General features: G+C 40.1%; 24 protein-coding genes. 9 read left to right on the plus strand and 15 right to left on the minus strand.

Features of this window, described 5'->3' with window-relative positions; translation table 11 throughout:
- The first annotated feature begins 268 nt into the window (after positions 1 to 268).
- Entirely contained in the window at positions 269 to 688 is a 420-nt protein-coding gene (locus PO903_RS03150; RefSeq protein ID WP_069327761.1) for a hypothetical protein, read from the plus strand.
- Here the strand turns inward: PO903_RS03150 and PO903_RS03155 are convergent.
- Both PO903_RS03155 and PO903_RS03160 read right to left on the minus strand, forming a co-directional pair.
- The gene (locus PO903_RS03155) at positions 676 to 1,173 is read right to left on the minus strand and encodes a GNAT family N-acetyltransferase (protein ID WP_069327760.1); all 498 of its coding nucleotides are present in this window, start codon (positions 1,171 to 1,173) and stop codon (positions 676 to 678) included. The genes PO903_RS03150 and PO903_RS03155 overlap by 13 nt on opposite strands.
- A gap of 80 nt (positions 1,174 to 1,253) precedes the next feature.
- A complete protein-coding gene (locus tag PO903_RS03160) occupies positions 1,254 to 2,486 on the minus strand; it encodes an MFS transporter (protein ID WP_273592567.1) in 1,233 nt (410 codons plus the stop codon).
- 156 nt (positions 2,487 to 2,642) lie between these two features.
- On the opposite strand from PO903_RS03160, the gene PO903_RS03165 reads away from it, so the two are divergent.
- From PO903_RS03165 to PO903_RS03175, 3 genes are all read left to right on the plus strand, one after another.
- Positions 2,643 to 3,557 (plus strand): sigma-70 family RNA polymerase sigma factor, encoded by a 915-nt coding sequence (locus PO903_RS03165; RefSeq protein ID WP_069327758.1) that lies wholly within the window; start codon positions 2,643 to 2,645, stop codon positions 3,555 to 3,557.
- Positions 3,558 to 3,646: 89 nt separating this feature from the next.
- A complete protein-coding gene (locus PO903_RS03170) occupies positions 3,647 to 4,093 on the plus strand; it encodes a carboxymuconolactone decarboxylase family protein (protein ID WP_273592568.1) in 447 nt (148 codons plus the stop codon).
- Between the two features lie 582 nt (positions 4,094 to 4,675).
- Positions 4,676 to 6,301 (plus strand): copper amine oxidase N-terminal domain-containing protein, encoded by a 1,626-nt coding sequence (locus PO903_RS03175; RefSeq protein WP_069327757.1) that lies wholly within the window; start codon positions 4,676 to 4,678, stop codon positions 6,299 to 6,301.
- Positions 6,302 to 6,437: 136 nt separating this feature from the next.
- Here PO903_RS03175 and PO903_RS03180 read toward each other — a convergent pair whose 3' ends face one another.
- The 4 genes from PO903_RS03180 to PO903_RS03195 form a co-directional block, all read right to left on the minus strand.
- Positions 6,438 to 7,655 carry a sensor histidine kinase gene (locus tag PO903_RS03180; protein ID WP_273592569.1) on the minus strand — a complete coding sequence of 406 codons (1,218 nt, stop codon included), beginning with the start codon at positions 7,653 to 7,655 and terminating at the stop codon, positions 6,438 to 6,440.
- Positions 7,656 to 7,863: 208 nt separating this feature from the next.
- Complete coding sequence (locus PO903_RS03185; RefSeq protein ID WP_273592570.1) at positions 7,864 to 8,298, minus strand: GNAT family N-acetyltransferase; 435 nt, start codon at positions 8,296 to 8,298, stop codon at positions 7,864 to 7,866.
- Positions 8,299 to 8,462: 164 nt separating this feature from the next.
- Positions 8,463 to 9,350: a formate/nitrite transporter family protein gene (locus PO903_RS03190; RefSeq protein WP_137223018.1), complete on the minus strand. Its 888-nt coding sequence runs from the start codon at positions 9,348 to 9,350 to the stop codon at positions 8,463 to 8,465.
- A 240-nt stretch (positions 9,351 to 9,590) separates the two neighbouring features.
- Complete coding sequence (locus PO903_RS03195) at positions 9,591 to 10,952, minus strand: FAD-dependent oxidoreductase (protein ID WP_273592571.1); 1,362 nt, start codon at positions 10,950 to 10,952, stop codon at positions 9,591 to 9,593.
- Between the two features lie 408 nt (positions 10,953 to 11,360).
- Between PO903_RS03195 and PO903_RS03200 the strand changes: the two genes are divergently transcribed.
- Positions 11,361 to 12,017: a pyridoxine/pyridoxamine 5'-phosphate oxidase gene (locus PO903_RS03200; protein ID WP_273592572.1), complete on the plus strand. Its 657-nt coding sequence runs from the start codon at positions 11,361 to 11,363 to the stop codon at positions 12,015 to 12,017.
- A 164-nt stretch (positions 12,018 to 12,181) separates the two neighbouring features.
- On the opposite strand, the gene PO903_RS03205 is transcribed toward PO903_RS03200, so the two are convergent.
- The 4 genes from PO903_RS03205 to glsA form a co-directional block, all read right to left on the minus strand.
- Positions 12,182 to 13,045, minus strand: coding sequence for an ABC transporter ATP-binding protein (locus PO903_RS03205; RefSeq protein ID WP_069327752.1), 864 nt, complete (start codon positions 13,043 to 13,045; stop codon positions 12,182 to 12,184).
- Between the two features lie 149 nt (positions 13,046 to 13,194).
- On the minus strand, positions 13,195 to 14,208 hold the full coding sequence (locus tag PO903_RS03210) for a FecCD family ABC transporter permease (RefSeq protein ID WP_069327788.1): 1,014 nt from the start codon (positions 14,206 to 14,208) through the stop codon (positions 13,195 to 13,197).
- Positions 14,209 to 14,216: 8 nt separating this feature from the next.
- Complete coding sequence (locus PO903_RS03215; protein WP_273592573.1) at positions 14,217 to 15,272, minus strand: FecCD family ABC transporter permease; 1,056 nt, start codon at positions 15,270 to 15,272, stop codon at positions 14,217 to 14,219.
- Between the two features lie 191 nt (positions 15,273 to 15,463).
- Positions 15,464 to 16,405, minus strand: coding sequence for a glutaminase A (glsA, locus tag PO903_RS03220; RefSeq protein WP_069327750.1), 942 nt, complete (start codon positions 16,403 to 16,405; stop codon positions 15,464 to 15,466).
- 217 nt (positions 16,406 to 16,622) lie between these two features.
- On the opposite strand from glsA, the gene PO903_RS03225 reads away from it, so the two are divergent.
- The 4 genes from PO903_RS03225 (at position 16,623) to PO903_RS03240 (ending at position 21,299) form a co-directional block, all read left to right on the plus strand.
- A complete protein-coding gene (locus PO903_RS03225) occupies positions 16,623 to 18,359 on the plus strand; it encodes an ABC transporter ATP-binding protein (protein ID WP_273592574.1) in 1,737 nt (578 codons plus the stop codon).
- On the plus strand, positions 18,352 to 20,160 hold the full coding sequence (locus PO903_RS03230) for an ABC transporter ATP-binding protein (protein WP_273592575.1): 1,809 nt from the start codon (positions 18,352 to 18,354) through the stop codon (positions 20,158 to 20,160). The genes PO903_RS03225 and PO903_RS03230 overlap by 8 nt, the downstream gene beginning before the upstream one ends.
- 181 nt (positions 20,161 to 20,341) lie before the next feature.
- Positions 20,342 to 21,067 carry a hypothetical protein gene (locus PO903_RS03235; protein WP_273592576.1) on the plus strand — a complete coding sequence of 242 codons (726 nt, stop codon included), beginning with the start codon at positions 20,342 to 20,344 and terminating at the stop codon, positions 21,065 to 21,067.
- A gap of 1 nt (position 21,068) precedes the next feature.
- Positions 21,069 to 21,299: a hypothetical protein gene (locus PO903_RS03240; RefSeq protein WP_273592577.1), complete on the plus strand. Its 231-nt coding sequence runs from the start codon at positions 21,069 to 21,071 to the stop codon at positions 21,297 to 21,299.
- Positions 21,300 to 21,443: 144 nt separating this feature from the next.
- Here PO903_RS03240 and PO903_RS03245 read toward each other — a convergent pair whose 3' ends face one another.
- From PO903_RS03245 to PO903_RS03265, 5 genes are all read right to left on the minus strand, one after another.
- Positions 21,444 to 21,890, minus strand: a complete 447-nt coding sequence (locus PO903_RS03245) for a DMT family transporter (protein ID WP_273594616.1) — start codon at positions 21,888 to 21,890, stop codon at positions 21,444 to 21,446.
- Positions 21,891 to 21,917: 27 nt separating this feature from the next.
- A complete protein-coding gene (locus PO903_RS03250) occupies positions 21,918 to 22,619 on the minus strand; it encodes a Crp/Fnr family transcriptional regulator (protein ID WP_069327785.1) in 702 nt (233 codons plus the stop codon).
- Between the two features lie 22 nt (positions 22,620 to 22,641).
- On the minus strand, positions 22,642 to 23,067 hold the full coding sequence (locus tag PO903_RS03255) for a DMT family transporter (RefSeq protein ID WP_069327748.1): 426 nt from the start codon (positions 23,065 to 23,067) through the stop codon (positions 22,642 to 22,644).
- Positions 23,068 to 23,207: 140 nt separating this feature from the next.
- A complete protein-coding gene (locus PO903_RS03260; protein ID WP_273592578.1) occupies positions 23,208 to 25,004 on the minus strand; it encodes a DEAD/DEAH box helicase in 1,797 nt (598 codons plus the stop codon).
- Positions 25,005 to 25,177: 173 nt separating this feature from the next.
- Positions 25,178 to 26,719 carry a SulP family inorganic anion transporter gene (locus PO903_RS03265; protein ID WP_137223028.1) on the minus strand — a complete coding sequence of 514 codons (1,542 nt, stop codon included), beginning with the start codon at positions 26,717 to 26,719 and terminating at the stop codon, positions 25,178 to 25,180.
- Positions 26,720 to 26,765: the final 46 nt, after the last annotated feature.

Raw genomic sequence — 26,765 nt, forward strand, 5'->3', positions numbered from 1 at the left:
TAAACCCCCTTTTCTATATACCCTCTTACTTGAAACTATCGGATACATTCACTGTAAATTGAACAAGAGAGTATTATAGATAGAAAATATTGTTATTTATTATGTAAAGAATGAAGCCTATGATTGAAACGTTAAAAATAGGTTTTAGCTTACCTTTACATTCTTTTAAGTTTCTTTTAAGGCAACCTGTTTATGATTGTTACAGAGCCATACATGGTAAAGGCTCAAGTTCTAATGGTAAACAATAGTATGAAATGAGGTATCCATGATGAAAAGCACGAAAAAAAACCACCGTTCACGTAAAGCGATGATCAGTACGTTGCTTCTAGGACTTGCGATCAGCAGTATGTTGCTAGGGGAAGAAGCAAATGCTCAAACGCCATCGAGTGCGTCTGGTTCTTCGTTGACGAGTGAGCAACAGGACCCGTTCCTAAGTACACTTGGCGCTTCGTCGGATGAGGATGTCTATGAAGATTTATATGAAGGTAGATCACTTGCCCAAACGGCACGTCGACATAACAAAAACCCGCAAGCCGTGATCGACTTACAGGTAGCGCAGATGACAGAGATGTTAAATGAACGATTCCAGCAAGGATTATTGTCACCGGATACATACCGGGCACAAAAAGAAGAATTGACCGATCTCATTACAAAGAGTGTATATGGTCAGACCTCCTACAGCCAGTAAGTCATCAAGATATCGTCCACATATTGCCCGTTAATATAGAATTCTTCAGGAAGCCTTCCGTTTTCTACAAAGCCTAGCTTATTGTAGAACTGAAAGGCTTCTTTATTTGTAGATAGAACACGTAACGTTAATTTACGAATTTGTTGAGAACGTGCAAAGTCCCCCATCGATTCGATTAGCTTACGTCCTACACCTTTACCTTGATAATTAGGGTGAATTGCAATATGAATATCGTATACATGTTGATTAGTCGGTACATAGGTAGGATATTGAAAACCAACATATCCGCAGATGGTCTCACCGAGCATAGCTACCAGTTGAGTGCCTGGAGGATGATCTTGCAAGTATTGCTGACGTGATCCGTATTTCAATACACATGGAGTGTTATTATCATTCCATACCAAATGATCAATTTCTATTAAATATTGAGCATCATTCATAATCGATAATCGAGTGACTAGCTGATCAACAGGCTGAACCGCCATGTATACGCACCTTCTCTTATATAATTGGTCTTTGTATTCTGAGTATAGTATATCATCCATTTTATACTCAAGTATTAGACTTAAAGACCCGTTAGCGATACTGCTTTTCTTTGTGTATAATGATGAATCATAAAGAACGCTAAAGAAAGTATTCCTGCAATCACAGCTACCCATGCTACAGGATGAAGTCCACCAGCATCATAAAAGACACCCATAATATAAGGCCCGATAACACGCCCTACTGCACCGATTCCACCAGCAACGCCTAGATAAAATGGAGCGTACAATCCTGTTTTTTCCGAAACATAAGAAGGGATTGCAGGAGATAGTAACATTTCGCCAAATGTAATCAGAATCATCGCTACAATCATCGCAGGATAATTATGAAATCCAAGAATAACGATATACCCGAACAAATAGAACAGAGCACTTGCTGTCATTTGAGCTTCTGCGGTACGTGCAGCAACGCGGCGAATAAAATTAACGAATGGCTGTCCTGCAAAGATCAGTACACCATTTAACGTCCACAGTAGACTATAATAACTGATCAACATGCCTGAACTTACGATAAATGGAGATACACCTGTATTCCAGATCGAATTGCCTAACCATAGAAATAAAGAACCGATCCCCATATATAAGTAGACTCTCACTTGTGCCAACAACCATACTGGACGTTTTTCTGTATTTACTTGCGGTCGTCCCGGGTTATGTACATCTTCTTGCTCAGTAGGAGGACGTTCGCCTTCACCGATTTTGGTCAAATAGACAAAAAAGAAACCGGCAAATAAAGCACAGCTCACACCGTTAAGCACAAAGGTTAAATGGTATGAAATATCTGCCAACACCCCGCACAGTGCTGTTCCCAAAGCGACTCCGATATTGTTAGCGACATAGACAATATTAAATAATTGTCCACGGCGATCAGCAAAGCGGAAGCCGATAAATGCCTGAATAGCAGGTAAAGACATCGCATTAAATAGTCCTACAAATACCATAGTGAGCATATACAGATGCCAATTTTGACTTACAAAAGGCAAAGCGAATAAACAAAGTGCATTTAATGCCAGTGAACCGACAATTAACTTTTTGACACCTAGACGATGATATAATGTACCTCCAAGTAATTGACCACCGATACCGCCCAGTGATTGCAAAAGAACGACAAAACCTGCATCGGTCATCGTGCGACCGAGTTCTTGATATACATATAGTGTGGTCAGTGGCCACATTAATGAACCACCCGCTGCACTGATTAGACTAGCGAGTAAAAAAACTTGTATTTCGCGTGGATACGATCGAAGCCAATTCATAAGATGAATGTTCCTTTCTTGGTGATCACGAGCAGAATAAGCACAATATTTCTAGTATGATATAGAGAGTCGAAATCGGGCAAGTGTACCATGTAACGCTGTGCATCGATAATTCCTATCGTATTACTGATATTTAATAAGGAGATAAATTCTTATATGACTTCTTTATTCCAAACCCATATTGAACCTTTATATGTAGAATATCGATCATTACTCATAGCTGTTGCTTATCGAATCACCGGTATGCGTACTGAAGCAGAAGATATTGTACAAGATCTTTTTATCCATCTTAGCACGACAGACTGGAATCAGCAGCAGGTGATCAATATTCGTGCTTATCTGATTCAATCTACCGTCAATCGCAGTCTAAATGTACTGGAATCCGCACGGATTAAGCGTATCGATTATCCTGGAGTCTGGTTGCCTGAACCTAATATTGAGCATACCTATTCATCGACCAACATGAACTATGAAGCATTATTAACAGAAAGTGCCGATACCTCAATGATGTTAAAAGATGACATTAGTTACGCTGTGATGGTCATGCTTGATCAATTGACACCGATAGAAAGAGCTATTTTTGTGTTACGACAATCTTTTGATTTTCCTTATCGAGATATTGCGGTCTGGCTGGATCGATCCGAAAGTGCTTGTCGCAAAATACTCAGTCGTGCGCTACCCAAATTACAAGAAGCACAGTCTTCTCACTCTATCTCTTCCGAGCATAAATTAGCTTTTACACATGCTTTTTTGCAAGCTACGCAAACAGGTAATTTCTCGAATCTATTAGAATTATTAAAATCCGATATCCGTCTATACACAGATGGCGGGGGTAAAGTTAAATCGGCATTGCGTCCTATTTGGGATCGGAGGCGTGTGGTCTCATTTTTCAATGGCATTGCTAATAAAGGCTCCCTTACCGGCGAATGGTCGATTGTATGGATCAACGGAGAAATGGGTCTACAACTCCAACGCGAACATGTCACTGTAGCTATTTATTCTTTCAGATATGATATACATGGACAAGTCGATCAGATCTTTATGATCTCCAATCCCGATAAAATTCGTTAAGCTTGTCACAAATCGTATTCCTCATTGGTCTAGTCTATATAAGCTTCATATGAAGCTTACGATTATTCAATATCTTAGGAGGAATACACATGCAAACACGTATGGATTATTACAAAGTACACCCGAAAGTCTATTCACTAATGGGGCAAATGGAGAAATTTATCAAAGAACAGGATCTTGACCCTATCCTTTATGAATTGATCAAAATTCGTGCTTCTCAGATCAATGGCTGTGCGTTCTGTCTCGATATGCATACACGCGATTTACGCAAAATGGGGGAATCGGAAGAACGAATCGCTCTAATCAGCGTATGGCGAGAATGTACGTATTATACAGATGCTGAAAAAGCAGTTCTTCATCTGACTGAAGTGGTCACTGAAATCACAACTCAAGGAGTCCCTCAAACGGTATACAATGAAGTGTTAAAACACTTTAGTGAGAAACAATATATGGATATTATTGTAGCGATTAACACGATCAATAATTGGAATCGGATAGCCATTTCGACAGGAATGTTCCCGGGCTGTAAAGATTAAAAAAATTTTGTAAATCACCTGTTTCAATACATGTGCCCGTGTTTAACAATAAGTAACGGCAATTGGCGAGAATGATGTCCCCTTCGTTCTCACTTCTGCTATATCATGGACCACTCCCGGAATCCGCCATATTACGGTTTCGTTCCCCCGAACCGCACTATGGCGGATTTCATTTGTTTATTCGGCTTTATATATTCTATTACATTATCAAAGTGCCCTATGATAGGGGCACTTTTTTTATTTGGTTCCACGCAAATCAGTTGTTCCTTAAAATTATATAAGCCACTTAGTTTAGTTTCTGAGAAATGTGTTTATACATTATTCGAGAGTATGCAAGTGAAAAAAGGTAAGTCATTTATTTCTATACAGTGGGGCTGGTGATCGGGCAAGGACAGATCAGTGACATCAATTACGAAAACAGTAACAATACCGCATTATTCATCCTTCTATTACTTCATTGCAGCCTCATTTTTAAAATTAAAAAATAAATAAAGTGATCCAAAAACAAATATCTTTCGTTCATCTGTGTATGGACAGCAACAATGCTTCACCAAAAAATGTAAACACAAAGGGAGCTTACTTATGAAAATTCAAAAACTAATCGTACCTGCATTAAGCCTTTCTTTACTTCTTCCAGCAGCAGGAGCATTCGCGGCAACACCAGCAACAGCGACTCCTACAGTAAGCACCAAAGCGGCTGACCTTCGTTCAGGATTAGATTACTTACTTTCCGAGCATTTCGCATTAGCTGTTGTAGCTATGACTAAAGCATACGAAGGTGCACCTGATGCTAAACAAGCTTATGATGCACTCGATCAAAATGCACTAGATATGCAACCTGCTATCGAAGCGATCTACGGTAAAGCAGGCGCGGCTGAATTTGAAAGAATCTTCCGTGCTCACAACAAATACACAGACAACTTGGTTAAAGCAACTAAGATGGATAATAAAGCAGCAATCAAAAAAGCAGAAGCTCAAGTACAAAGCTTCGTAGATGAATTCTCTAAATTCCTTGCAACAGCTACAGAAGGTAAATTGCCACAAAAAGCAGCAGCTCAAGCTCTTCGTCTACATGAAGATCAAGTACAAGACGTATTTGAAAAATATGTAGCTGGCGATTACACAGGTGCTTATGCTGAATATCGTGAAGGTTTCGCTACTATGTTCACTGTAAGTAAAGCGCTATCAGGAGCAATCGTTGCTCAAAACCCTGCTAAATTCAACAATGGTTCTGTAGATACTCCAGCAGCTGATCTACGCTCTGCACTAAACCAATTAGCAGCAGAACACTTTGCATTATCTGTATTGCAAATGCAAAAACAATATGATGGCGATAGCAAAGATTCTGCAGCATTGATCAAAGCAGAAGCTGGAAACACAGCAGCATTCAAAAAAGCAATCACTTCCATCTATGGTGCTGAAGGTGGTAACCAGTTCGAAAAAATCTGGGTTACCAACCATATCAAAGCACAAAGCGATTATGTAACAGCATTGAAAAAAGGAGACAAAACGTCTCTACAAGCTGTAAAAGATCGTATTACTGATTTCACAACTGAATTCTCTACATTCTTAGGTGCTGCAACAGCAAACAACTTGCCAGCTGCTGCTGCTAAAAAAGCATTAGTTGCTCATGAAGATCAAGTACAAATGGTTATCGACAACTATGCTGCTAAAAAATACGAAGCTGCATACAAAGCAGATCGTGAAGGATTCAAAACAATGTTCGGTATCGGCGAAGCTTTGGGTGGCGCAATTGTAAAACAATACCCTGCTAAGTTCAAAATGGCTGCTGCGGCTCCAATGCCAGCAAAACCTGCTGATGCTTCTATGATGAAAGTATGGATGAAATTAAACAGCAAACAACTTAAAGTTGGCGACAAAATGACAATGATGGACACTATGCCTATGGTGAAAAATGGAACAACTTATATTCCATTGCGTTACCTTGCAGAAGGTATTGGCGCTAAAGTAGCTTGGAACAAAGCTGCGGGTCAAGTAACTGTTATGGCTGGTAAAGATACAATGAAATTCTGGGTTGGTAAAAACACTGTTGATGTGAACGGTAAAACTCAAAAAATCGAAGCTGTATCTATGGTAGATAGCAACGGTAGAACAATGGTTCCTTTACGCTCTATCACTGAATTATTGGGTTGGGATGTTAAATGGAATAAATCTACTGGTGAAATCACACTAACTAAATCAATGTAATCTAGTTTTTCTACACGCTAGATCTTATCTTTAATCAATGTTATAACGTAAAAGGCACTTTGGGGGTTATCCTCCAAAGTGCCTTTTATGTATAATGATCGCTTATGTTTACTCATGCGATGTAGATATGTCATCATTAATGTTTTTTGATTTTTTGTAATGCCAGAATACTGTTAAGCAAATGAAGTTTGCGAATTGGTTTGGTGATCACCGTCTCGAATCTGCCTTTGAAATCTTCATCAATCTTATTCCCCAAAGGAACCATTAGCAACATACGCTGCTTTTTCAAATAATCCAATTCCAAATCCCACTTTTTAAAATCAATCGTCTGATGATCAATTAAGCAGATATCATACGAATGTCTTGAAATATTATCAATAAATGAATCATCCATATTCAAAGACGTAGCGACCCGTGCTCCCCATCCTTGAAGTGTATTCGTCATTAACTCTAAGCTCGTCAGATTGCTGTCTAGCACCATAATATTGATATTAGCTAAGATATCTTTTTCAAAAGGAATGGACGGTAAGTCTGTATATTTATCAAATCGAATCTCGACGCTAAATTCAGTCCCTACACCCAGTTCACTCTTTACATAGACTTGTCCGCCCATTAGTTCTACAAGACTTTTGGTGATTGCGAGTCCGAGTCCTGTTCCTCCATAATGATGCTTCTGATTGCTATGACCTTGAGCATAACTGTCAAAAATAACCCCGAGTTGCTTTTCCGACATCCCGATGCCTGTATCTCTAAGGACGATTTTGACATGGATATCTTCTTCTTTGACGGTAGACAATAAGAATAAAGAAATTAAAATTTCGCCAGAGTGTGTGAATTTAATCGCATTCTGCAAAATATTCATAAAAATCTGTCGAACCTTTAACGCATCGCCGATCACAAATAAAGGAATATCAGTCTCCACATCGAGTATCACCTGTACTTTTTTCTCAAAAGCTGTAGGTGATAACACATACGCCAAATCTTCAATCGTATTGATCAGATCAAACGGATATTGTTCTAAAGACATTTTACCGGCTTCCATTTTACTGATATCTAGCAAATTATCGACAAGTGTCATTAAAGCTTCACTACTGGATTGAATAATCTCGTTATATCGTGTCTGCTCTTCATCAAGTGAAGTCTGCTGTAATAAATCCGCCATTGTGATAATACCATTCATAGGTGTTCGAATCTCATGACTAAGCATAGCAATAAAGGAAGACTTATTCTCGTCTGCTTTTTCTGCTTTCACTTTAGCTTCCAGACGCTCGTCTGCCAGAAGCTGTAATCGTTCGATCTCTGCTTGTAAATTTTTTTCGTTTTCAGTCCATTCGTTTAAATCTTTATCAGACATAGTCCAACACCTCTATTTTCCGTACCTTTATAATGGGTAGTTCATGATGCATATGGTCTCTACTTTATCATAAAGCATACCGCCAAAAATAGCTTACTATATTTGCAAATCATCAGGTGATATCCAGCATCAAACCTAGCGTATATCCGTTTTTCTATACGTTTATAGATGACCTCTTAAGCTTCATCTATATCCAATAAAGACAAACTTAACTTTGTGTCGAAGAGAGTAGATTTTTTTTCATATAATACTTGGTCTGTCCTTCGATCGGAATATCATGAATTTCGCCAAAAATAGTATACCCGTACTTCATATAAAAGTGAGGCGCTTGCCAGCTCATTGTCGTTAATTCACTCACTTTGGCTCCCTGCTGCCTAGCTTGATCTTCGATCGCTTGTAACAAGTCTGCTCCAATCCCTTTGCCTCTGTATACATGATCGACAGCAAGTAATTGAATATATAACAATCCCCAGACCATCGAGCCAACGACTCCACCAATATATTGCTCACCTTCATAAGCGGCTAGCGAAAAATGCGCACGATCATACGGCGGAAGAGCCAACTCTTGATTACTATTAAATTGATCCATAAATGGTTTGATCTGTGGTATATGATCGTCTACAGATAGTTCTTGAATATGCAAAAATATCACCTACTCTTTCAGAGATAATTAAGATATCGTCATGATTATTTAATAAGTATACTATTTTGACTGTATGATGTTACAAGAAGATCATTAGCTTCCTCTATAACGCAAAAAAAGACCTTCATCAACATGAAGATCTTTTTTTCTACACCTGCTTGCGATTAATGAGCTTGATCGCTATGTTGCAACGGTAATGTTGCTGTAGCCGATACCGCTGGCATCGTTGAGACTGTAGGTTCATGATGCTGAGTATGCCCAGAATTGGCTGGTGTCAGTTGATGATCTTTTTTGATATAGGCTGTGAAATAAATCCCTGCTACAAATACAGCTCCACCTGTGAGATTACCGAGCCATACCGGAATAAAGTTCATCAGATACATATCCCATGAATAATACCCTGCAAAGATCGCTGCTGGAATCAAAAACATATTAGCGACAACGTGCTGAAATCCGATAGCAACAAATGCCATGGTCGGGAACCAGATTCCGAGTATTTTACCACTAATACTGTCAGCACTATACGATAACCAGACCGCTAGAGCTACCAACCAGTTACATCCAATCCCGGATAAAAACATCTGGGCAAAGCTTCCTTCTAACTTATGCCCTGCCATTTCTACTGTTTTGGTCAAATAAGGACCGGTTTCTGTTAATCCCACCACATGACCGAAGAAGTAAGCGACGAATAAAGCGCCTAATAGATTCGCTACCGTAATCGCAAGTAGATTGCGTGCTACTTCAAGCGTACTGATCCGCTTCGCCATCCGCGCTAACGGAACAGCCATCATATTACCAGTTAACAGTTCTCCACCTGCAACCAGTACAAGAATCAGTCCCACAGGGAACAATGCCGCTCCGATAAAGTTAGCAAAGCTTCCCCAGGCTTCCGGTGTATTCGCAATCACTCGAATATCTAATAAAAATCCTAGCGCAATAAAAGCTCCACCTAAAAACCCGAGTACAAGCATCTGTATCCATGTCGACTTGGCTTTGATGATTCCCGTCTCAATCGTATTCATTGCAATCTGTTGTGGTTTGTAATAAGCCATTGTGTTGCATCCCCCTTATAAGCATCTATTTCCGTATAATTAAATTACCTTTTCATATTTCAATTTTAATACAATTACTTTGTGAAAAAAGTAACAAATATCACTTTGGAAAAGAATTTGTGAAATTAAGCACAAAAGCCTGTACAGTGGGGGAACTGTACAGGCTTTGTTAGGGGTAGAACTTTGATCAATATCCAATGGGAGCTTACGATGATATAAAATGACTTATTTCAAACCTGATTAAGCGTGAACTTCTTGTTGGGTCTGGATAGGTGCTAATGCTTGCAAACCTACCGTATTCAAGTAGTTCCAAGGTTTGTTGTAATGTGGTTGGAAAAAGAAGTCGATAAAGGCTAATTGATCCACTGTCATTTGATTTTGGATACAGACTGAGATGGTATTGATCGATTGAGTTAAATCGACTTTAGACATCAATTGGGCGCCTAAGATGCGACGTGTTTCTTTTTCGTACACGACTTTCAAGGTTACCGTCTCATGTGTCGGCATAAATTCTGGACGGTAATGATCATGCATGGTGCTTGTTTCTACATTTAATCCTGCTTCACGAGCAGCTGTTTCGGTCATACCTGTTCCTGCAATATTATCTTCATAGATTTTGATACCGGATGTTCCTTGTGTACCCATATATTCATTCGTAGGTTGCACAAGGTTACGAGCGACCAGTGTACCCATACGAACTGCATTGGTAGCTAAAGGAATATAAGCATGTTTACCTGTTGGGTTGTAGAAAATAGCACAGCTATCTCCAGCAGCGAACACATCTTTTTTACTGGTTTGCATATATTTATCTACAAGGATAGCACCGTTAACTAACATATCGACTTGTCCTTTAAGCAATTCAGTATTGGGACGGAAACCGATACACAAGATGACCATATCTGCTTTGTGGGTCGCTTTGTCAGTAACTACGGTCGTTACTTTGCCACCTTCACCTGTGAATTTTACCACTTTCTCTGATAACGCTAATTCGATGCCGTGTTCTTGCAGTGATTCTTCAGTACGAGATGTAAATTCAGGATCTAGATATTTGTTCAAAATGCGATCTTCAGCATCGATCAATGTCACTTGTTTACCATTCATTTGGAATGCTTCTACCAGTTCAACACCGATATAACCTGCGCCTACAACAACGATATTATTAGCATGTTGCGCTTTTTCAATAATCGTATTGGAGTGATTGTAGTTTTTGCAAAGTAAAATGTTATCCAGTTCAATACCTTCAAATTTAGGAACGATCGGCCAAGAACCCGTTGTCATAATCAATTTGTCATACGTATCTGTAAGTTCAATACCTGTAGTCAGATCACGAGCTTGTAATGTTTTGTTATCCGTATCGATCGCTGTCACTTCATGCAACATTTTAGTCGTTACACCTAGATCAGCTAATTGATCTGGAGAAGAGTAAAACAATCCGTCTGGATCATTCACTACTCCACCTACATATAACGCGATCCCGCAAGATAAGAATGAAATATTATCGTTACGTTCATATACAGTGATTTCAGCATCCGGGTACAATTTAGCGGTATTAACAACAGCGGCAGTTCCTGCGTGAGTACATCCTATAACAGCTACTTTCATGGTTTCTTCCTCCTGATAATTCTTTATTTTTTATCATGTAAATGGTTCTTATCCAAAGTTGTATGGTCTATGCTGAATGTCCGACAAGTAAAATTCAGGTGAATTAAGATGTAGGTGCAAGAGAAGTGTGTGGTTTCTCTATAGTGTCCATCTTCTTGTTGGCTCTTCTATTTTTTAATATAGTCTTTTTTGATTTATTTTATTTGTGAATTAATTCACCTTGTATTGCTATTATATTGTGATTTTTATCACATTGCAAGGGGTTTGAGAGAAGTTCGCAATTTGTTCATATTTTCACAAAGTTATATAAACATATGTTTCTTGTATAACATCTTTGATCAACGTGTTTATTGACTATACATTGGTTATGTTATAGTGAGAACAAATTATATAAAGGTGGTTGGTAAAATGAGTACACAATCAAGCAATATCTTGCGTGGTTTGAAAGCTTTATCTGGCCCTTTCCCTACCTGGGATACTCAATCATTACCGGAGAATCCGACTGAACTCTTCTTAGATTGGATGAAATTAGCTATCGAAATGAAAGTTAAAGAACCTCATGCAATGACTATTTCCACTGTAGATTCTGATGGTTTTCCAGATGCACGAGTACTGATTATCAAAGAAGCCAAAGACGATTCTTTTTATTTTGCAACCGGATTGGAAAGTCAAAAAGGTCAACATATACAACATAATCCAAAGGTAGCTCTTACGTTCTATTGGCCTGAGTTAGGTAGACAGATTCGGATTAGAGGGATCGCTGAAGATCAAGGTCTAGAAGCAGGAGCCATTGATTTGAGAAGACGATCGACCATTGCTCGCGCTGTGGCTATGACCGAACGCCAAAGCCAACCGCTGGAGAATCAAGAACAATTAGAACAATCTATTGGGATGCAGGAAGAAAAGATTCATCATGATCCTGATATTGTAACTCCTAATTGGCGACTATTCGCTGTACATGCTCAAGAAATCGAGTTCTGGCAAGCCGACCCTGATCGCAAACACACAAGGTATCAATATATTCTTCATGAGGGTCAATGGACACATCAGCAGTTGTGGCCTTAAACAGATTATCAATTTTGTCTGTAAAGTCCTTTTGTATAACCTTCTATTCCAAAAGCAAAATCAGATATAGATGATTTTGCTTTTTTAATTTGCATCAAAAAATCGGTAGTTCTCTCTTGTCAAAAAAGAAAACTACCGATTGGGTATACCTACTATTATTGATATTAGTTATGTGCCATACGCATAGCATGTTGATGGCGAACTTCACTCACTTGTTGTTCTTGCTGTACCGCTTCAGCCACATGACCTTCCAGTGCATAAGGAAGACACAAAGGCACCCCGCTACGAGGATCAGTCACAATATCAGCTTCGATTCCGAATACGTTACGCAGTACATCACAAGAAACGACTTCAACGGGTGTTCCTTCAGCTACCGCTTTACCGTTCTTAATCGCAATCATATGATGTGCATAACGAGAAGCATGATTAAGATCATGCACCACCATCACAATAGTACGTTGAGAATCCGCATTTAATTTTTCCAACAATTGAAGAACTTCCAATTGATGCGCCATATCTAGAAATGTAGTCGGTTCATCCAAAAATAAGATCTCGGTATCCTGCGCTAGTGCCATCGCAATCCAAGCACGTTGACGCTGACCACCGGATAACTGATCGATCGGACGATCGTAGAAATCAACCATCCCTGTTGCTTCAATCGCCCATTCGACCATCGCTTTATCTTCTGCTTTCATCGAACCGAATCCTTTTTGATAAGGGAAACGTCCATAGGATACCAATTCCGTTACCGTTAATCCTTCAGGCGCTGTCGGGTTCTGAGGCAAAATCGCTAACTGCTTCGCTATTTCACGGGTAGATTGTTTGTGGATCGATTTGCCGTCCAATAATACAGCTCCCGATTTGGGTTGCATAATGCGTGCCATCGTTTTGAGTATCGTTGATTTACCTGAACCATTGGCTCCGACTAATGCTGTAATCTGTCCTTGAGGAATCTGTACACTCAAGTCTTCGACAATCAACCGATCTTCATATGCAATATCAAGCTTAGACGTCATCAAACGAACCATGGTTTATCCACCCTTTTCAGTGAACCCGATGTGCTAGACACCTGACTCCACTCTATATTTTCAATCTTTTATTGAATTGATTAGGATCAGCAAGTAACAACACAACTTTATATTTCATATCATTATCTAAAGTTATAACGTATAGATCATTATGCTTTGGAACGAGCTAATAAATATAAGAAGTAAGGTGCTCCAATAATCGCCACCATAACCCCTGCTGGAATTTCAGCATTTTGCAAAATCGATCGGCCAATCATATCGGCGGTAAGTAATAAGACTGCACCGATAAGAGCCGATACAGGAATAACATGCTCATAACGAGGGCCGACCAGACGACGAGCAATATGTGGCCCAAGTAGACCGATAAATCCTATCCCGCCACTTACAGCCACACAGGCTGCACTAATCGCCACAGCAACCACTAATAGGACGAGTCGCTGCATATTAAGCTGAGAACCTAAGCCTGTGGCTGTCTCATCGCCTAATGAGAAGACATCCAGTTGTCTGGCTTTCCACAAAGCAATAGGAATCAGTACGATTAACCACGGTAACAAAGCGATCACGAATTTCCAGCTACTGCCCCATATACTTCCTGCTTGCCATGTAGCGATAAAGTTAAATTCATTCGGATCAAGTCGAATCGTCATAACAATCATTAAGGCATTGACCCCTGCGGCAAGTGCTATACCGGATAGCACAAGACGTGAAGAGGATATGCCTTTATGACGTTTGTACGCCATAAGATAAATAATAATAGCGGCTCCAAAAGCACCAATCAAAGCTAGAAAAGGCAATAACATCGGTGAAGTCGATTCTCGTTGTGGATTCGTAATGACAAATAACACCACTGCTAAGCCTGCTCCCGAGTTAATACCTAGAATACCGGGATCAGCTAATCCATTACGAGATACCCCTTGCAGAATCGCTCCTGCTATCGCTAGCCCAATGCCGACTAACAAAGCAATCACAATACGGGGTAACCGAAATTCAAATAAAATCAAATGTTGCTTCGGCGTTCCGCCTCCAAATAAAGTACGTAACACTTCCATTGGTGACATTTTGCTAAACCCTGTATTCATACTTAGCAACAATACGCCAAAAGCGATTAGTGCTAAAACAATTAATGTAATCGTTGTACGTATCGTACGTTTACGGTGAAACATCACTTGATTCACAGATTATCCCTCACTTTCTTCCGAATAATATAGAAGAAATAAGGAACACCAATCAAAGCGATCAGCGCACTAACTGGTGTTTCATGAGGGGGATTACTCAGTCGTCCTACAGTATCGGCAACAACCATTAACAATGCACCTAGAATCGCAGAAGTCGGAATCACCCATTTATAATCGACGCCTACCATCGCACGCGCCGCATGAGGAATCATAAGACCGAGAAAACCTACAGCTCCTACCGTGGATACCGAAGCTCCAGCCAACACCATCACAGCTAGTACAGCGCCTAAGCGTACTAATGCAGTACGTTGACCTAATCCAGAAGCGACATCATCACCCAGACTGAGAATCGTTATCGAACGAGAAAGAAGTAAAGAACCGATCAGTGCAAGCACGATCCACGGCCACAATATATCAATTTGCGCCCATGTTACGCCTGCTACACCGCCTGCATACCAGAAAGCTAGATCTTGTGAGATTCGAAAATACAATGCAATTCCTTCTGACAAAGCGACTAATAGTGCAGCGACAGCTGAACCTGCTAAAGCAAGTCGTACCGGACTTAGCCCGCCTTTGGCAAGCGAACCAATGCCATAGACCAGACCTACACCAACAGCTGCTCCAACAAAAGAAAATAAAATTAACTGATTAAATGATAACCCTGGAAAAAAAGCAAAACATAATGCCAGTACAAATCCGGCTCCTGCATTAACCCCGAGCAATCCCGGGTCTGCGATCGGATTACGTGTCATCCCTTGCATCAATGCGCCAGATACAGCAAAAGCCGCTCCGACCAGAGCACCTGCAATCGTGCGTGGTAAGCGAAGTTCCCATATAATCTGATGATCACTATTCAAAGGATTGAACGCTACTAAGGCTTGCCACACTTCTTCAAGCGGAATATCTTTACTGCCTTTAGCGATTGAAAATGCACAACCTAATATCAACAGGACAAGCCCACCAATGATGATCGAAATTGCTGTGTAAGGACGCGACCATATCTGCTCTTTAGGTGAGGTCTGTCTGCCTTTCACAACATTGCTGCGAGTCATAAGCAAGCCTCTTTCTACATCGAAATCTATTGTTTCATTTATAGTAGTTATGATAAATACAATTATTGCATATGTTTAAAGATACTGATAATCATTATCATTTGTCAACACTTATCACAAAAAAACGTCTAAATTCCTCTGTTTTTAGGGAATGTAGACGTTTTAAGTTAAACGATTATTTTAGTAGCAACTTAAAATAAGCTCCAATCGAACTCTTTGGATAACCGTTCTAATAGATGCACACCTGCAATGCTATTCCCTCTTTTATTTAGCGAAGGCCCTACTAATCCGATGCCATACTGTCCGGGAACCATCGTCAGGATTCCACCCGACACTCCACTTTTAGCAGGCAGACCAACATCAATAGCAAATTCACCAGAAGCATTGTACATGCCGCAAGTAATCATAAATGTTTTGGCAATCTGTACGTAACGACGTGGAATCAATTCTTCTCCAGAACAAGGATCTACACCGTCAAAAGCAAGTACTAATGCCATACGGGCAAGATCAGCACAATTGACTTCAATCGAACAATGACGGAAATACACTTCAAGTACGTCATCAACCGGATCTTTAATAATACCATTTTGCTTGAGGAAATAAGCCAGTGAACGATTCAAGTGACCGGATTCTGTTTCTGATTCGTAGACTGCCAGATTGTAATCGATTTTGTCATTCGCTGCGAGCTTACGGAAAAATTGCAGTACCCGTTCTGACTTCTCCTGTGGATTCTCACCAGATATCAGTGACGATACTGTGATCGCTCCTGCATTAATAAGCGGATTGAACGGGATTCCCGGCTCTACTAATTCTAACTTGATCATCGAATCGAAATCATCGCCTGTCGGCTCTTTACCTACATTAAAGAATACCGCTTCTTCTCCATGATCCATCAAGGCGAGTATTAAAGTGAATACTTTGGATATACTTTGCATGGTAAAAGGAATCCCGCAATCGCCTGCTGAGATTACTTTCCCTTGCGAATCGGCAATAAAAATACCCAGTGCATCTTGCGAAGACTTGGCAAGCTCTGGAATATAAGAAGCTACTTTCCCCTGACTGGTATGCAAACGGCTGGTCTCTAACCAATCGGGCAATAGTGTGGTTAATCGTTCCATTTGTTCTTGGCTCATCCATATTCCTCCTTGAAATCCATCTTTATGTTCTATATAAAATGAGTACGTATGCTCATCTCATCATTTCAAATTTTATTTTCTTCATCATATTATACTAATCTTGCTCCGAATCATACTGCCGCTCTTATTGCTGCTTTACGGATAATCTGAATATACGTTAACATAAACATATGTGTGTTTGACGGTTACATATTTCAGGATAGAAGGTGTATAGATGATTCCTTTGTTAAAATATTTGAAGCCTTATCGTACTGCCGCATTACTTGCTCCTTTGTTAATGTTGGTTGAAGTATTGATGGACTTAATGCAACCCAAGTTAGTAGCAAGTATTGTCGATCAAGGGATTATGACAGGCGATCTAGGGCATATTCAGCGTACAGGCTTGCTGATGATCGGTCTGGCTCTGATTGGTATGCTGGGCGGGATTGGCTGTACGATTTATGCCAGTATTGCTTCACAACATTTTGGTTCAGATATTCGTGCTGATTTGTTTCAGCATATTCAGCGCTTTTCTTTTCACAATCTGGATCGTTTTTCCTCAGGTTCATTGATCACTAGATTAACGAATGATGTGGTTCAATTGCAAAATCTAGTATTGATGGCTTTGCGTATGTTGGTACGTTCTCCTCTATTATCTATCGGCAGTTTGATTATGGCATTTACAATTAGTTTTAAATTAGCGATTATTTTGTTGATTGCTATGCCTATTTTGTTAGTCACCTTAATCTTTATTATGCGTAAAGCGTTTCCTATTTTTGGACGTGTTCAAGCCGAATTAGATCGTGTTAATACCGTTACACAAGAAAATCTAGCCGGTATTCGAGTGATCAAAGCTTTTGTACGAGCTATCCATGAAAATAAACGGTACGATGCAGTCAATCAAGATTATACGAATATAGCGATTAAAGCGAATCGGATGGTTGCTCTGATTGGCCCCATTATGATGTTAATTATGGATATCTGTATTGTCGCTGTGCTGTGGTTCGGTGGCGGACTCACCAAAACAGGTGCTTTGCCTGTAGGGGATCTGATCGCTTTTATCAACTATGCTACACAAGTGTTGATGTCTCTTATGATGGTAAGTATGACACTGATGTCTGTTTCTCGTGCAACCGCTTCAGCAGAACGAATTAATGAAGTGTTACATACAGAACCTGATATTATGGCTCCTTCCCAGACCGTCACTCCTGATCCTCAGCAAGTAGGACGATTAGAATTCCGTGATGTTTCTTTTGCTTATGATGGTGATTCGCCTGCGGTATTAGATCAGATTAGCTTTGTGGCAACAGCAGGACAGACGATTGCGATTCTAGGAGCTACGGGTGCAGGCAAGTCCAGTCTGGTTCATTTGATTCCACGTATGTATGATGTGACGAATGGAGCGGTATTGGTAGATGATGTTAATGTAAACCAATGGGACCTGGATCAACTACGGAGCTCCATTGGAATCGTGTTGCAACAAGCATTACTATTTAGCGGTAGTATCCGTGATAATATCCGTTACGGTCGACCGAATGCTTCGCAAGAAGAAGTAGAGTCTGCCGCTAGAGCAGCGCAAGCTCATGAATTTATAGAAAAACTACCTGAAGGATATGACACTTTATTGGGGCAACGAGGGGTCAATCTATCAGGTGGTCAAAAACAACGTCTATCGATTGCACGCGCACTGTTGATTCAGCCGCCTCTACTGATTATGGATGATAGCACCAGTGCAGTTGATCTGCGAACAGAAGCATTGATTCAAAAAGCACTTGAAGAACGGTTATCAGCAAGTACGCGATTTATTATCGCTCAGCGTATCACTTCCGTCTTAGATGCTGATCTGATCTTAATTATGGAAGATGGCCAAATTATTGACCGTGGAGATCATGCTTATTTGATCAAAAATAGTCAGGCTTATCAGGAAATCTATCGTTCGCAATTAGGACAGGAGGTCGAATCTCATGGGTAATCCAATGATGCCGGGTCGAGCCGGACGATCGAATAGCACTCCTGTCAAAGCTAAAAATGCTAAAAGTACTGTACGCCGTCTTTGGGATTATTTACGTCAACAGCGCAAAGGTCTAATCCTTGTTTTTATACTCACTTTACTTGGAACAGCATTCAATCTGATCACTCCTTATCTGCTGGGAACGATAGCTTTTGACCGATACATTTTACCGGGTAATTATGCAGGATTGGCTATACTCTGTATATGGTTGTTAATTCTCTATGTCGTCGCCAGTCTAACAAGCTGGATACAAGCTTATGTAATGACAGCTGTTTCTCAGCAGACTGTATTTCAGATCAGACGCGATTTATTCAAACATCTGCATGATTTGCCGCTACGCTTTTTCGATACACATAGCAGTGGGGATCTGATGAGTCGTTCAACCAACGATATTGAAAATGTAACGACGACGCTGAATCAAAGTGTTGTACAGATTATGACCAGTGCTCTTACACTTGTCGGTACGCTGATTATTATGGTATGGCTTAATATTTGGTTAACACTGGTCACTTTAATCACAGTACCGATTATGTTCTGGCTGACCCGTATAATTACTAAGCGGACACGACGTTATTTTGGAGCTCAGCAAACAGAATTAGGCGGACTCAATGGATATATTGAAGAAACAATATCCGGTCAAAAAGTCGTCAAAGCCTATGTCCAAGAAGCTCGCAGTCTGACTGAATTTAAAGAGATTAATCATCGACTGCTTCATGCCAGTATTCGTGCACAGAGCTGGTCTGGTAATATGGGCCCAGTGATGAACTTGGTCAACAATATCAGTTATGCGTTGATCGCTTTGTCTGGTGGATGGTTATTTTTGCAAGGCATGACCAGTGTGGGTGTGATTGTTAGTTTTCTTAGTTATTCCAAGCAATTCAGTCGTCCGATCAATGAACTGGCTAATCAATTCAACCTACTGCAATCCGCTATTGCTGGAGCAGAGCGTGTTTTTGAAGTGTTAGATGAGCGACCTGAAAGTACAGAAGATGAGAAAACAGCTGTACATCAACTACCTGCTAATGTTCATGGAGAAGTGATTTTTGATCATGTTCAATTTAGCTACAAAGCAGGTTCGCCGATTTTGCGTGATGTCTCCTTAACAGCCAAGCCCGGGCAGACAATCGCTTTGGTGGGACCTACAGGAGCAGGTAAAACAACGATTATCAATCTGCTCACCCGTTTCTATGAAATTGATAGCGGGACGATTACGATCGATGGTGAAGATATTCGTTTACTGGATAAAGAAAACTTACGTAGTCGGATCGGAATTGTTTTACAGGATGCTTATTTATTTTCCGGTACAGTACGTGACAATATTCGGTACGGGCGATTGGAAGCCACCGATCAGGAGATCGAAGAAGCAGCGAAGCTAGCCAATGCTCATTCATTTATTCACAAATTACCTGAAGGTTATGATTCACCACTTTCTGCCGATGGAAGCAATCTAAGTCAAGGACAACGTCAATTGCTAACAATAGCTCGTGCGATTCTTGCTAATCCGTCTGTTCTTATTCTGGATGAAGCTACAAGTAGTGTCGATACACGTACAGAAATGCATATTCAGACCGCGATGAAGCAGTTAATGCACGGACGTACCAGCTTTGTTATCGCTCATCGACTGAGCACCATACGTGAAGCCGATCAGATTCTAGTGATCCAGAGCGGCGAAGTCGTTGAGCGTGGCACCCATGATGAGTTACTTCAAGCAGGCGGATTCTATCATGATCTGTATCAAAGTCAATTCAATCGTGTCGTGTAGTGGAGAGATAGAATAAAAGCTTTTGATTAGATTATATGATTTTAATTAAAATCATATAATCTATACTTAAAAAATCAAATTAGACTTATATATGTATTTTTTTACGTTTATTTGCATTAATATTATTTGAATGTTAAGTTATTAAAAGTTAATTTCAAAAATGCATTTGGAGGTATTAAAAATGACAAAGAAATGGAATCTTACTATTTTAAGTGCACTGACAGCAATTTCTATTGCAACTCCCACTATAGTGCAAGCTTCAAGTACAGAAAATACATTACCTACTACAACACAAGTAACAGAGAATATCCAACAAAAAATAGAATTGTATGGTCTAAAAGAAATACAAAGTACATTGATAGGAAATACAGTAACACAGGTTACATATACCTCTAGAGATGAATATGGTTTAGAAACTAATACTAATTTAACTATCACTACAGATATTAATAAAAATATAATAAATATTGTTTCAAGTCCTTCTATAGGGCTAAATATACCTAATCAAGGAATTGAAGAGCAAAAAAGAAAACCTAGTAAACCAACGAAACCAACAAAACCAGTCAAAACAAATACAGTCCCTTATAAACTAAACGGTGGAACAAATAGAGCTAGTTTTATTAATCAGCATGCATATGATCGTCATAAGTATGACCCAACTGTGAAGTCAACATCGAGTAAAACTCAATATGGAAAAGATGTAGACGTTAAGAAATTAAGAGAAAGTACAATGCATGACTATGATAACAAATGGTCTCAAACTGATTTAAGTGGAGTTACAACCACCACTTACGCAAAACGTTTCAATGACAATATAAGTACTAAAGATACATCAACTAGAGACCATCGAGTAATTATCAATCAAAATAACTCTGCGAAGAGTACTCAATTTCCTTTAGGGTTTTAAGATGAATATACAAAAATTCCAAACTTATATAGACCTAACAGTTGCTAATTGGGAAAACACTTCTATGGCAGATACCCTTAGAGAAATTGTTCGTAGTCAAAGACAATATGAGAACGATTATGCTGAAATACATCAATTGATAGAAATTTTTAAATCGGACGAAGAATCGGACTTTACTATTATTATCAATATTTCACGTAATTTAGATAATTTAGGAGAATTAATTGAATAAAAATTTTAAAAACAAGAAAAGACAAATCGACTTCAATCAATCGATTTGTCTTTTCTTATTTTAATAAATATATAAATAAAATTAACAAATAAATTATATATTAAGTATTTAATTAGATTACATATTTTTAAAGTTATTATTATTTTAAATTTCTTTACGTCCACCGAATTTGAATACCAGTATACCACCAATAATGACAAGCACACCAATCAATTTAGCTGGCGTAAACGGAATCTTTTCTAAGCCTAACCAGCCTAGTGAATCCCACAATAAGGCTGTACCGAGTTGTGCTGTCAGTACGATTGAGATTGCATATGTTGGACCTAATCGTCTCATTCCTTGTACCAGACAGAAGACAACACCTACTCCGATCATTCCACTGAACCAGTACCACAACTGTACATGCTGAAGTGTAAATGTATTTTTCCCTTCAAAAATAAGACTGGCTAGCAGCGATGCAACAAATCCCATAAACAATACCAACATGGTCGTTGTCCAAGAACCGGTCTGCTCATTGACTTTGTTGTTAAACACCGTCTGCATACTGACCAAAGCGCCTGCTATAGCCGCCAAAAGTATACCGAATAAAATCATATGTCCTCTCCTAACGTCTCTCTATTATTCATAAATATTATGTCCTGCTAATGCTTCTAAGCCTGCCCGATTCTGAATGACCAAATACTCTGATGTTCGCTTCACCAGACCATCACTACCTAATTTCTGAATGACACGGTTCAAATGCCGATAACTGGTGCCGATCAGGTTGGCTACATCAACTAGACTGGATATACGCAATTCTTCATAACAATCTGCCGGATCTTCATCACACGCTACAGATAACATATAACTGGCTAAGCGAATCTCTACCGGATACATCAGATTGAAACGTGAATAATTAGAACTGCTATAAAATTTACGAGTCATCATCTGTAGCAAAAATTGCAGTAAAGGGACATGATCACTGCCATACTGAACTAACCATTTGCGATGAATACGTAGAAAATGTACCGATGATACAGCTTCAACAGTATTAATCACTTTATCATTGCCATTGATATATTCCACGTCACCTATAAATTCAAGCGGTGTTTTGAAGCAAAGAATCAATGTTTTACCTTCTTGAGACGTGGTATAAATTTTGATCTTTCCGTGAACCAATATATCCAGATGTTCAATATCATCACCTTGCGTACACAAAATATCGCCTTGTTCCAAATGGAAAACGGTTAGGTATGGGAATAAGATTTGAGGAAAATGGGCACCCAAATCATGCAATTTCCAATAATACTCAACCTGCGCTTGATCCTGAATATCATGTATCGTCATGGATTCACCTTTTGGATTAGAATTTCAAAATAATCACACCTGCAATCATCATCGCAAGCCCTATAAATTGTGGCATTTTCATCTTCTGCTTCACTACGCCAAACCAACCATTGATATCAATAATAAAAGTTAAACATAATTGAGCAATCAATAATGCTGAGATCGTAAGCGTGACCCCGATCTGTTGAATGGCTGTTACTTCGGTAAAAATAATAATCGCTGCAAATCCGCCACCTGCTAGATATAATGGCTTCACCTTTTTAAAATCTCCAAGCTTACCATCTCGTACAAATACCCAGATTAATGCCGCTATAATAAATCCGGTTAATTGAGTAATAGTGGCTGCTTGCCATGTGCCGATATCTTGACTAATCCTTGTATTCGCTACCCCTTGTAACGTGATACAAGCCCCACCTAATAAAGCAAACAAAATCCCTTTCATCGCAACTTGTTCTCCTTATCTTTTAGACATTTCTTGTTCTTTCTATTAAAAACGATCTCTACATAATAGATAAAGGACATATGTCCTAAGCCTTCTCATAAAAAATCCCCTTTAGATTCAAAGGGGATAAAATATAGTTATTAACGTTTTCCACCACGACGTGCGTTATCTGACGGACGACCGGAAGAAGAAGGACGACCACCACTAGATGGTTTACCCGAAGACGAACGGTTGTTGCGTCCACCGGAACTGCTGTTGTTTTTACCGCCATAGGTACGTTCTCCACGAGCACTACCTGTGCCTTCGCTACGGCGACCACCAGCGTTGCTGTTACTTCCAGCTCCACCGTATTCACGTGTACGATCTGAATCACCTGACGAAATCGTACGACCTTTGGAAGCATCTCTACGGAAAGAAGGAGCATCGTCTGTGCGACGTGTTGGTCTTGGAGCAGAACCGCTACCTGAGCGAGCTTGATCCTTACGACCATAACTGCGTTCTGGACGTTCGCTACGAGCACTTGCTTCTTTAGCTTCCGGACGAGCAGTTGTACGTACAGAAGGTGTAGATTCTTTACGTTCTCCACGCTTACCTGTACCGCCTCTACTTGCAAAACGATCACGCTCTGAAGTCGAAGAAGGTTTTCCGCGACCACCCGAGCGTCCGCCAGAAGATTCTTCACGGTAAGCACCACGACGTGCATCTCCACGTTTGCCATCTTTTTTACGATCTTGATCACGAGATTTATGAGTAGCACGTCTGCCTGCTTTGGCTTCTACGTTCGACAACAATTCACCAGAATCATCGGATTCGATCGAAGTACGAGCAATCTGACGCTCTAATTTCTGTGAAGTTCCTTGTTCGATCGCTTGCAATTCGTCACGATCATGAGGAGTTACAAATGTGATTGCTTTACCGGTTTCGCCTGCACGACCTGTACGTCCGATACGGTGAATATAATATTCAGCATCTTGAGGAATATCATAGTTGAATACATGGGTAATCCCTTCAACATCGATACCACGAGCGGCTACATCGGTAGCAACCAATAATTGCAATTTCGCTTCACGGAAAGCACGCATTACTTGCTCACGTTTATTTTGAGACAAATCGCCATGAAGTTCATCCGAAGAATAACCGAGTTCTTTAAGCTGTTGATTCAGTTCTGCTGCTCGTTTTTTGGTACGACAGAAAATTACAGCCAGATACGGTTTTTCTTGTTCCAAATATTCACGCAATGCAGAAAGTTTACCACGAGGTGTACATTCTACTACTAATTGACGAATCAATTTCAACGGAACACTTTCAGCAGGACCGACACGAATATCTTTCGGTGTACGCATATATTGCGCAGACAGACGACGAATACCATCAGGAATCGTTGCCGAAAATAACATCGTTTGACGTGCTGGAGAAGTGGCATTGATCATTTTTTCAACATCAGGTAAAAATCCCATGTGTAGCATTTGATCCGCTTCATCGAGTACCAATGTACGAATCTTCGTTAGATCCAGTGTGCCTCTACCCATATGGTCAAGCAGACGACCTGGCGTACCGACAACAAGGTGACATCCACCTTCAAGCTTACGCAACTGACGTTCTACATCTTGTCCACCATAAGCAGCAAGAATACGTACACCTTCATAAGCCGCAGCTAATTTGTTCGCTTCTGTAGCAATCTGTAGAGCCAACTCACGGGTTGGTGCTATGATAAGCGCTTGAGGTGCACCGACTGCATTCAAGTTCAACTTTTCAAAAATCGGTAGCAAAAATGCTAACGTTTTACCTGTACCTGTTTTGGCTTGGACGATAGCGTCTCCGCCTTTAAGCAATCCCGGAATCGACATCTGCTGTACTTCGGTAGGCTGTGTGATTCCATTGGAAGCCATTAGCTCTACGACATTCGGCGAGATGCCGAACTCATTAAAATTTTTCAACTCTATTCACCCATTCTTGTGATCTATATTCAGCAGCATTTCAAAAAATGCTCTCGTAAAAAGAAGCACCGGTAGATACCGATGCTTACATCTATAACGTCATTTAAAAGTCCGTAGTATGCCATTTTGGATAAACTGCTCTAGCGTCAATATACCGCTTATTTCTAGTTACGTCAATGTCCTGAAGACAATGCAGTCGTTCCTAATTTTTCAAGTAAGAGACGACTTTCTTCATTTAAGCCCCGAATATGCACTTCTTTATTCATAGCTTTATACTTTTCTTTGACTTTGGTAATCCCGATTACAGCCGAATGATCCCAAATATGCGAACGAGCAAAGTCGATCACAATCTGCTCTGGATCATCTAACGGTGCAAATTGATCTACAAAATAACTCATTGTCCCAAAAAACATCGGGCCACTCACTTCATAGACTTTCACCTGTTCACGTTGTTCTTGTACCGTTTCGATAGGTTCTATAGAAGAACGATGAGCATGATCCACTTTATTCAATAGATCAGGATTAGAAGTGATATTGCCTGATTGCATCGTTGAAGTGATATGGATACGAGACATTTTCCATCCAAATAGTAAGGCACTCATGACAACACCTACGCCTACACCGATTGAAAGGTTGTCCGTAGCTACCACAATTGCTACCACTGTCACCATAATAATCGCTTCAGATAAAGGAATCTTATGGATCGTTACCAGAGAACGCCAGCTAAATGTACCGATGGATACCATCACCATCACACCTACAAGAGCACCCATTGGTACTTCACGTACAATATTACCAAGGACTAATAATAAGAATAATAAAAACACACCGGCAGTTAATGTAGACAAACGTCCACGTCCGCCAGATTTAATATTAATTACCGATTGCCCGATCATTGCACATCCTGCCATCCCACCGAAAAATCCATTTACGATGTTGGCAATCCCTTGTCCACGAGCTTCACGATTTTTATCACTTTTGCTATCTGTCATTTCATCTAATATGGTTGCCGTCAATAACGACTCAAGCAGACCGACAAAAGCAAGTGAAATCGAATACGGTAAAATGGTTAACAGCATATCTAGCGATATATCGATCATAGGTAAATGGAACACCGGCGGTTGGTTAGACAATTGCCCCATATCCCCTACCGTTCGCACATCCAGATGTAGAAAATACGTCAATAACGACATCACAATAATCGCTACGAGTGGTGCTGGCACAGCTTTGGTAAATCGTGGCAAAATATATACGATCGCAAGCGTTCCTACTACCATCGCATACATGATCCAGTTCGATCCGACAAACTGTGGCAATTGCGCCATAAAAATAACGATAGCCAATGCGTTCACAAACCCCGTCATCACCGATTGCGGGATAAACGTAATAAAGCGCCCGATCTTGAACCAACCGAGTAAGACTTGAAAAATACCTGCTAATATCGTGGCTGCGAATAAATATTCAACCCCATGGTCATGTACCAGATCGACGACCAGTACCGCCATTGCACCTGTAGCCGCTGAGATCATCCCACTGCGTCCACCTGCAATAGAGATTACTATGGCAATACAGATTGAAGCGTACAATCCGACCATCGGATCAACACCAGCTATAATCGAGAATCCGATCGCTTCGGGAATAAGAGCCAAGGCTACAGTAATACCGGCAAGAAGATCTCCACGGATATTACCAAACCATTGTTGTTGTAGATTCATGATCATCCTCTTTCCTTATTTGGCACATAACGAATCTGCCCGGACG

The sequence above is a fragment of the Paenibacillus sp. PK4536 genome (assembly GCF_028594455.2).
GTDB classification, from domain to species: Bacteria; Bacillota; Bacilli; order Paenibacillales; family Paenibacillaceae; genus Saccharibacillus; species Saccharibacillus nuruki.

What these genes read in the sequence shown, in the direction of transcription:
- PO903_RS03200 (WP_273592572.1), top strand. Translation starts at nt 11,361, where the DNA reads ATGAGTACACAATCAAGCAATATCTTGCGTGGTTTGAAAGCTTTATCT.
- PO903_RS03160 (WP_273592567.1), bottom strand. Translation starts at nt 2,486, where the DNA reads ATGAATTGGCTTCGATCGTATCCACGCGAAATACAAGTTTTTTTACTC.
- PO903_RS03150 (WP_069327761.1), top strand. Translation starts at nt 269, where the DNA reads ATGAAAAGCACGAAAAAAAACCACCGTTCACGTAAAGCGATGATCAGT.
- PO903_RS03240 (WP_273592577.1), top strand. Translation starts at nt 21,069, where the DNA reads ATGAATATACAAAAATTCCAAACTTATATAGACCTAACAGTTGCTAAT.
- PO903_RS03215 (WP_273592573.1), bottom strand. Translation starts at nt 15,272, where the DNA reads ATGACTCGCAGCAATGTTGTGAAAGGCAGACAGACCTCACCTAAAGAG.
- PO903_RS03175 (WP_069327757.1), top strand. Translation starts at nt 4,676, where the DNA reads ATGAAAATTCAAAAACTAATCGTACCTGCATTAAGCCTTTCTTTACTT.
- PO903_RS03265 (WP_137223028.1), bottom strand. Translation starts at nt 26,719, where the DNA reads ATGAATCTACAACAACAATGGTTTGGTAATATCCGTGGAGATCTTCTT.
- PO903_RS03230 (WP_273592575.1), top strand. Translation starts at nt 18,352, where the DNA reads ATGGGTAATCCAATGATGCCGGGTCGAGCCGGACGATCGAATAGCACT.
- PO903_RS03210 (WP_069327788.1), bottom strand. Translation starts at nt 14,208, where the DNA reads ATGTTTCACCGTAAACGTACGATACGTACAACGATTACATTAATTGTT.
- PO903_RS03165 (WP_069327758.1), top strand. Translation starts at nt 2,643, where the DNA reads ATGACTTCTTTATTCCAAACCCATATTGAACCTTTATATGTAGAATAT.
- PO903_RS03170 (WP_273592568.1), top strand. Translation starts at nt 3,647, where the DNA reads ATGCAAACACGTATGGATTATTACAAAGTACACCCGAAAGTCTATTCA.
- PO903_RS03225 (WP_273592574.1), top strand. Translation starts at nt 16,623, where the DNA reads ATGATTCCTTTGTTAAAATATTTGAAGCCTTATCGTACTGCCGCATTA.
- PO903_RS03180 (WP_273592569.1), bottom strand. Translation starts at nt 7,655, where the DNA reads ATGTCTGATAAAGATTTAAACGAATGGACTGAAAACGAAAAAAATTTA.
- PO903_RS03155 (WP_069327760.1), bottom strand. Translation starts at nt 1,173, where the DNA reads ATGGCGGTTCAGCCTGTTGATCAGCTAGTCACTCGATTATCGATTATG.
- PO903_RS03235 (WP_273592576.1), top strand. Translation starts at nt 20,342, where the DNA reads ATGACAAAGAAATGGAATCTTACTATTTTAAGTGCACTGACAGCAATT.
- PO903_RS03195 (WP_273592571.1), bottom strand. Translation starts at nt 10,952, where the DNA reads ATGAAAGTAGCTGTTATAGGATGTACTCACGCAGGAACTGCCGCTGTT.
- glsA (WP_069327750.1), bottom strand. Translation starts at nt 16,405, where the DNA reads ATGAGCCAAGAACAAATGGAACGATTAACCACACTATTGCCCGATTGG.
- PO903_RS03190 (WP_137223018.1), bottom strand. Translation starts at nt 9,350, where the DNA reads ATGGCTTATTACAAACCACAACAGATTGCAATGAATACGATTGAGACG.
- PO903_RS03255 (WP_069327748.1), bottom strand. Translation starts at nt 23,067, where the DNA reads ATGAAAGGGATTTTGTTTGCTTTATTAGGTGGGGCTTGTATCACGTTA.
- PO903_RS03205 (WP_069327752.1), bottom strand. Translation starts at nt 13,045, where the DNA reads ATGGTTCGTTTGATGACGTCTAAGCTTGATATTGCATATGAAGATCGG.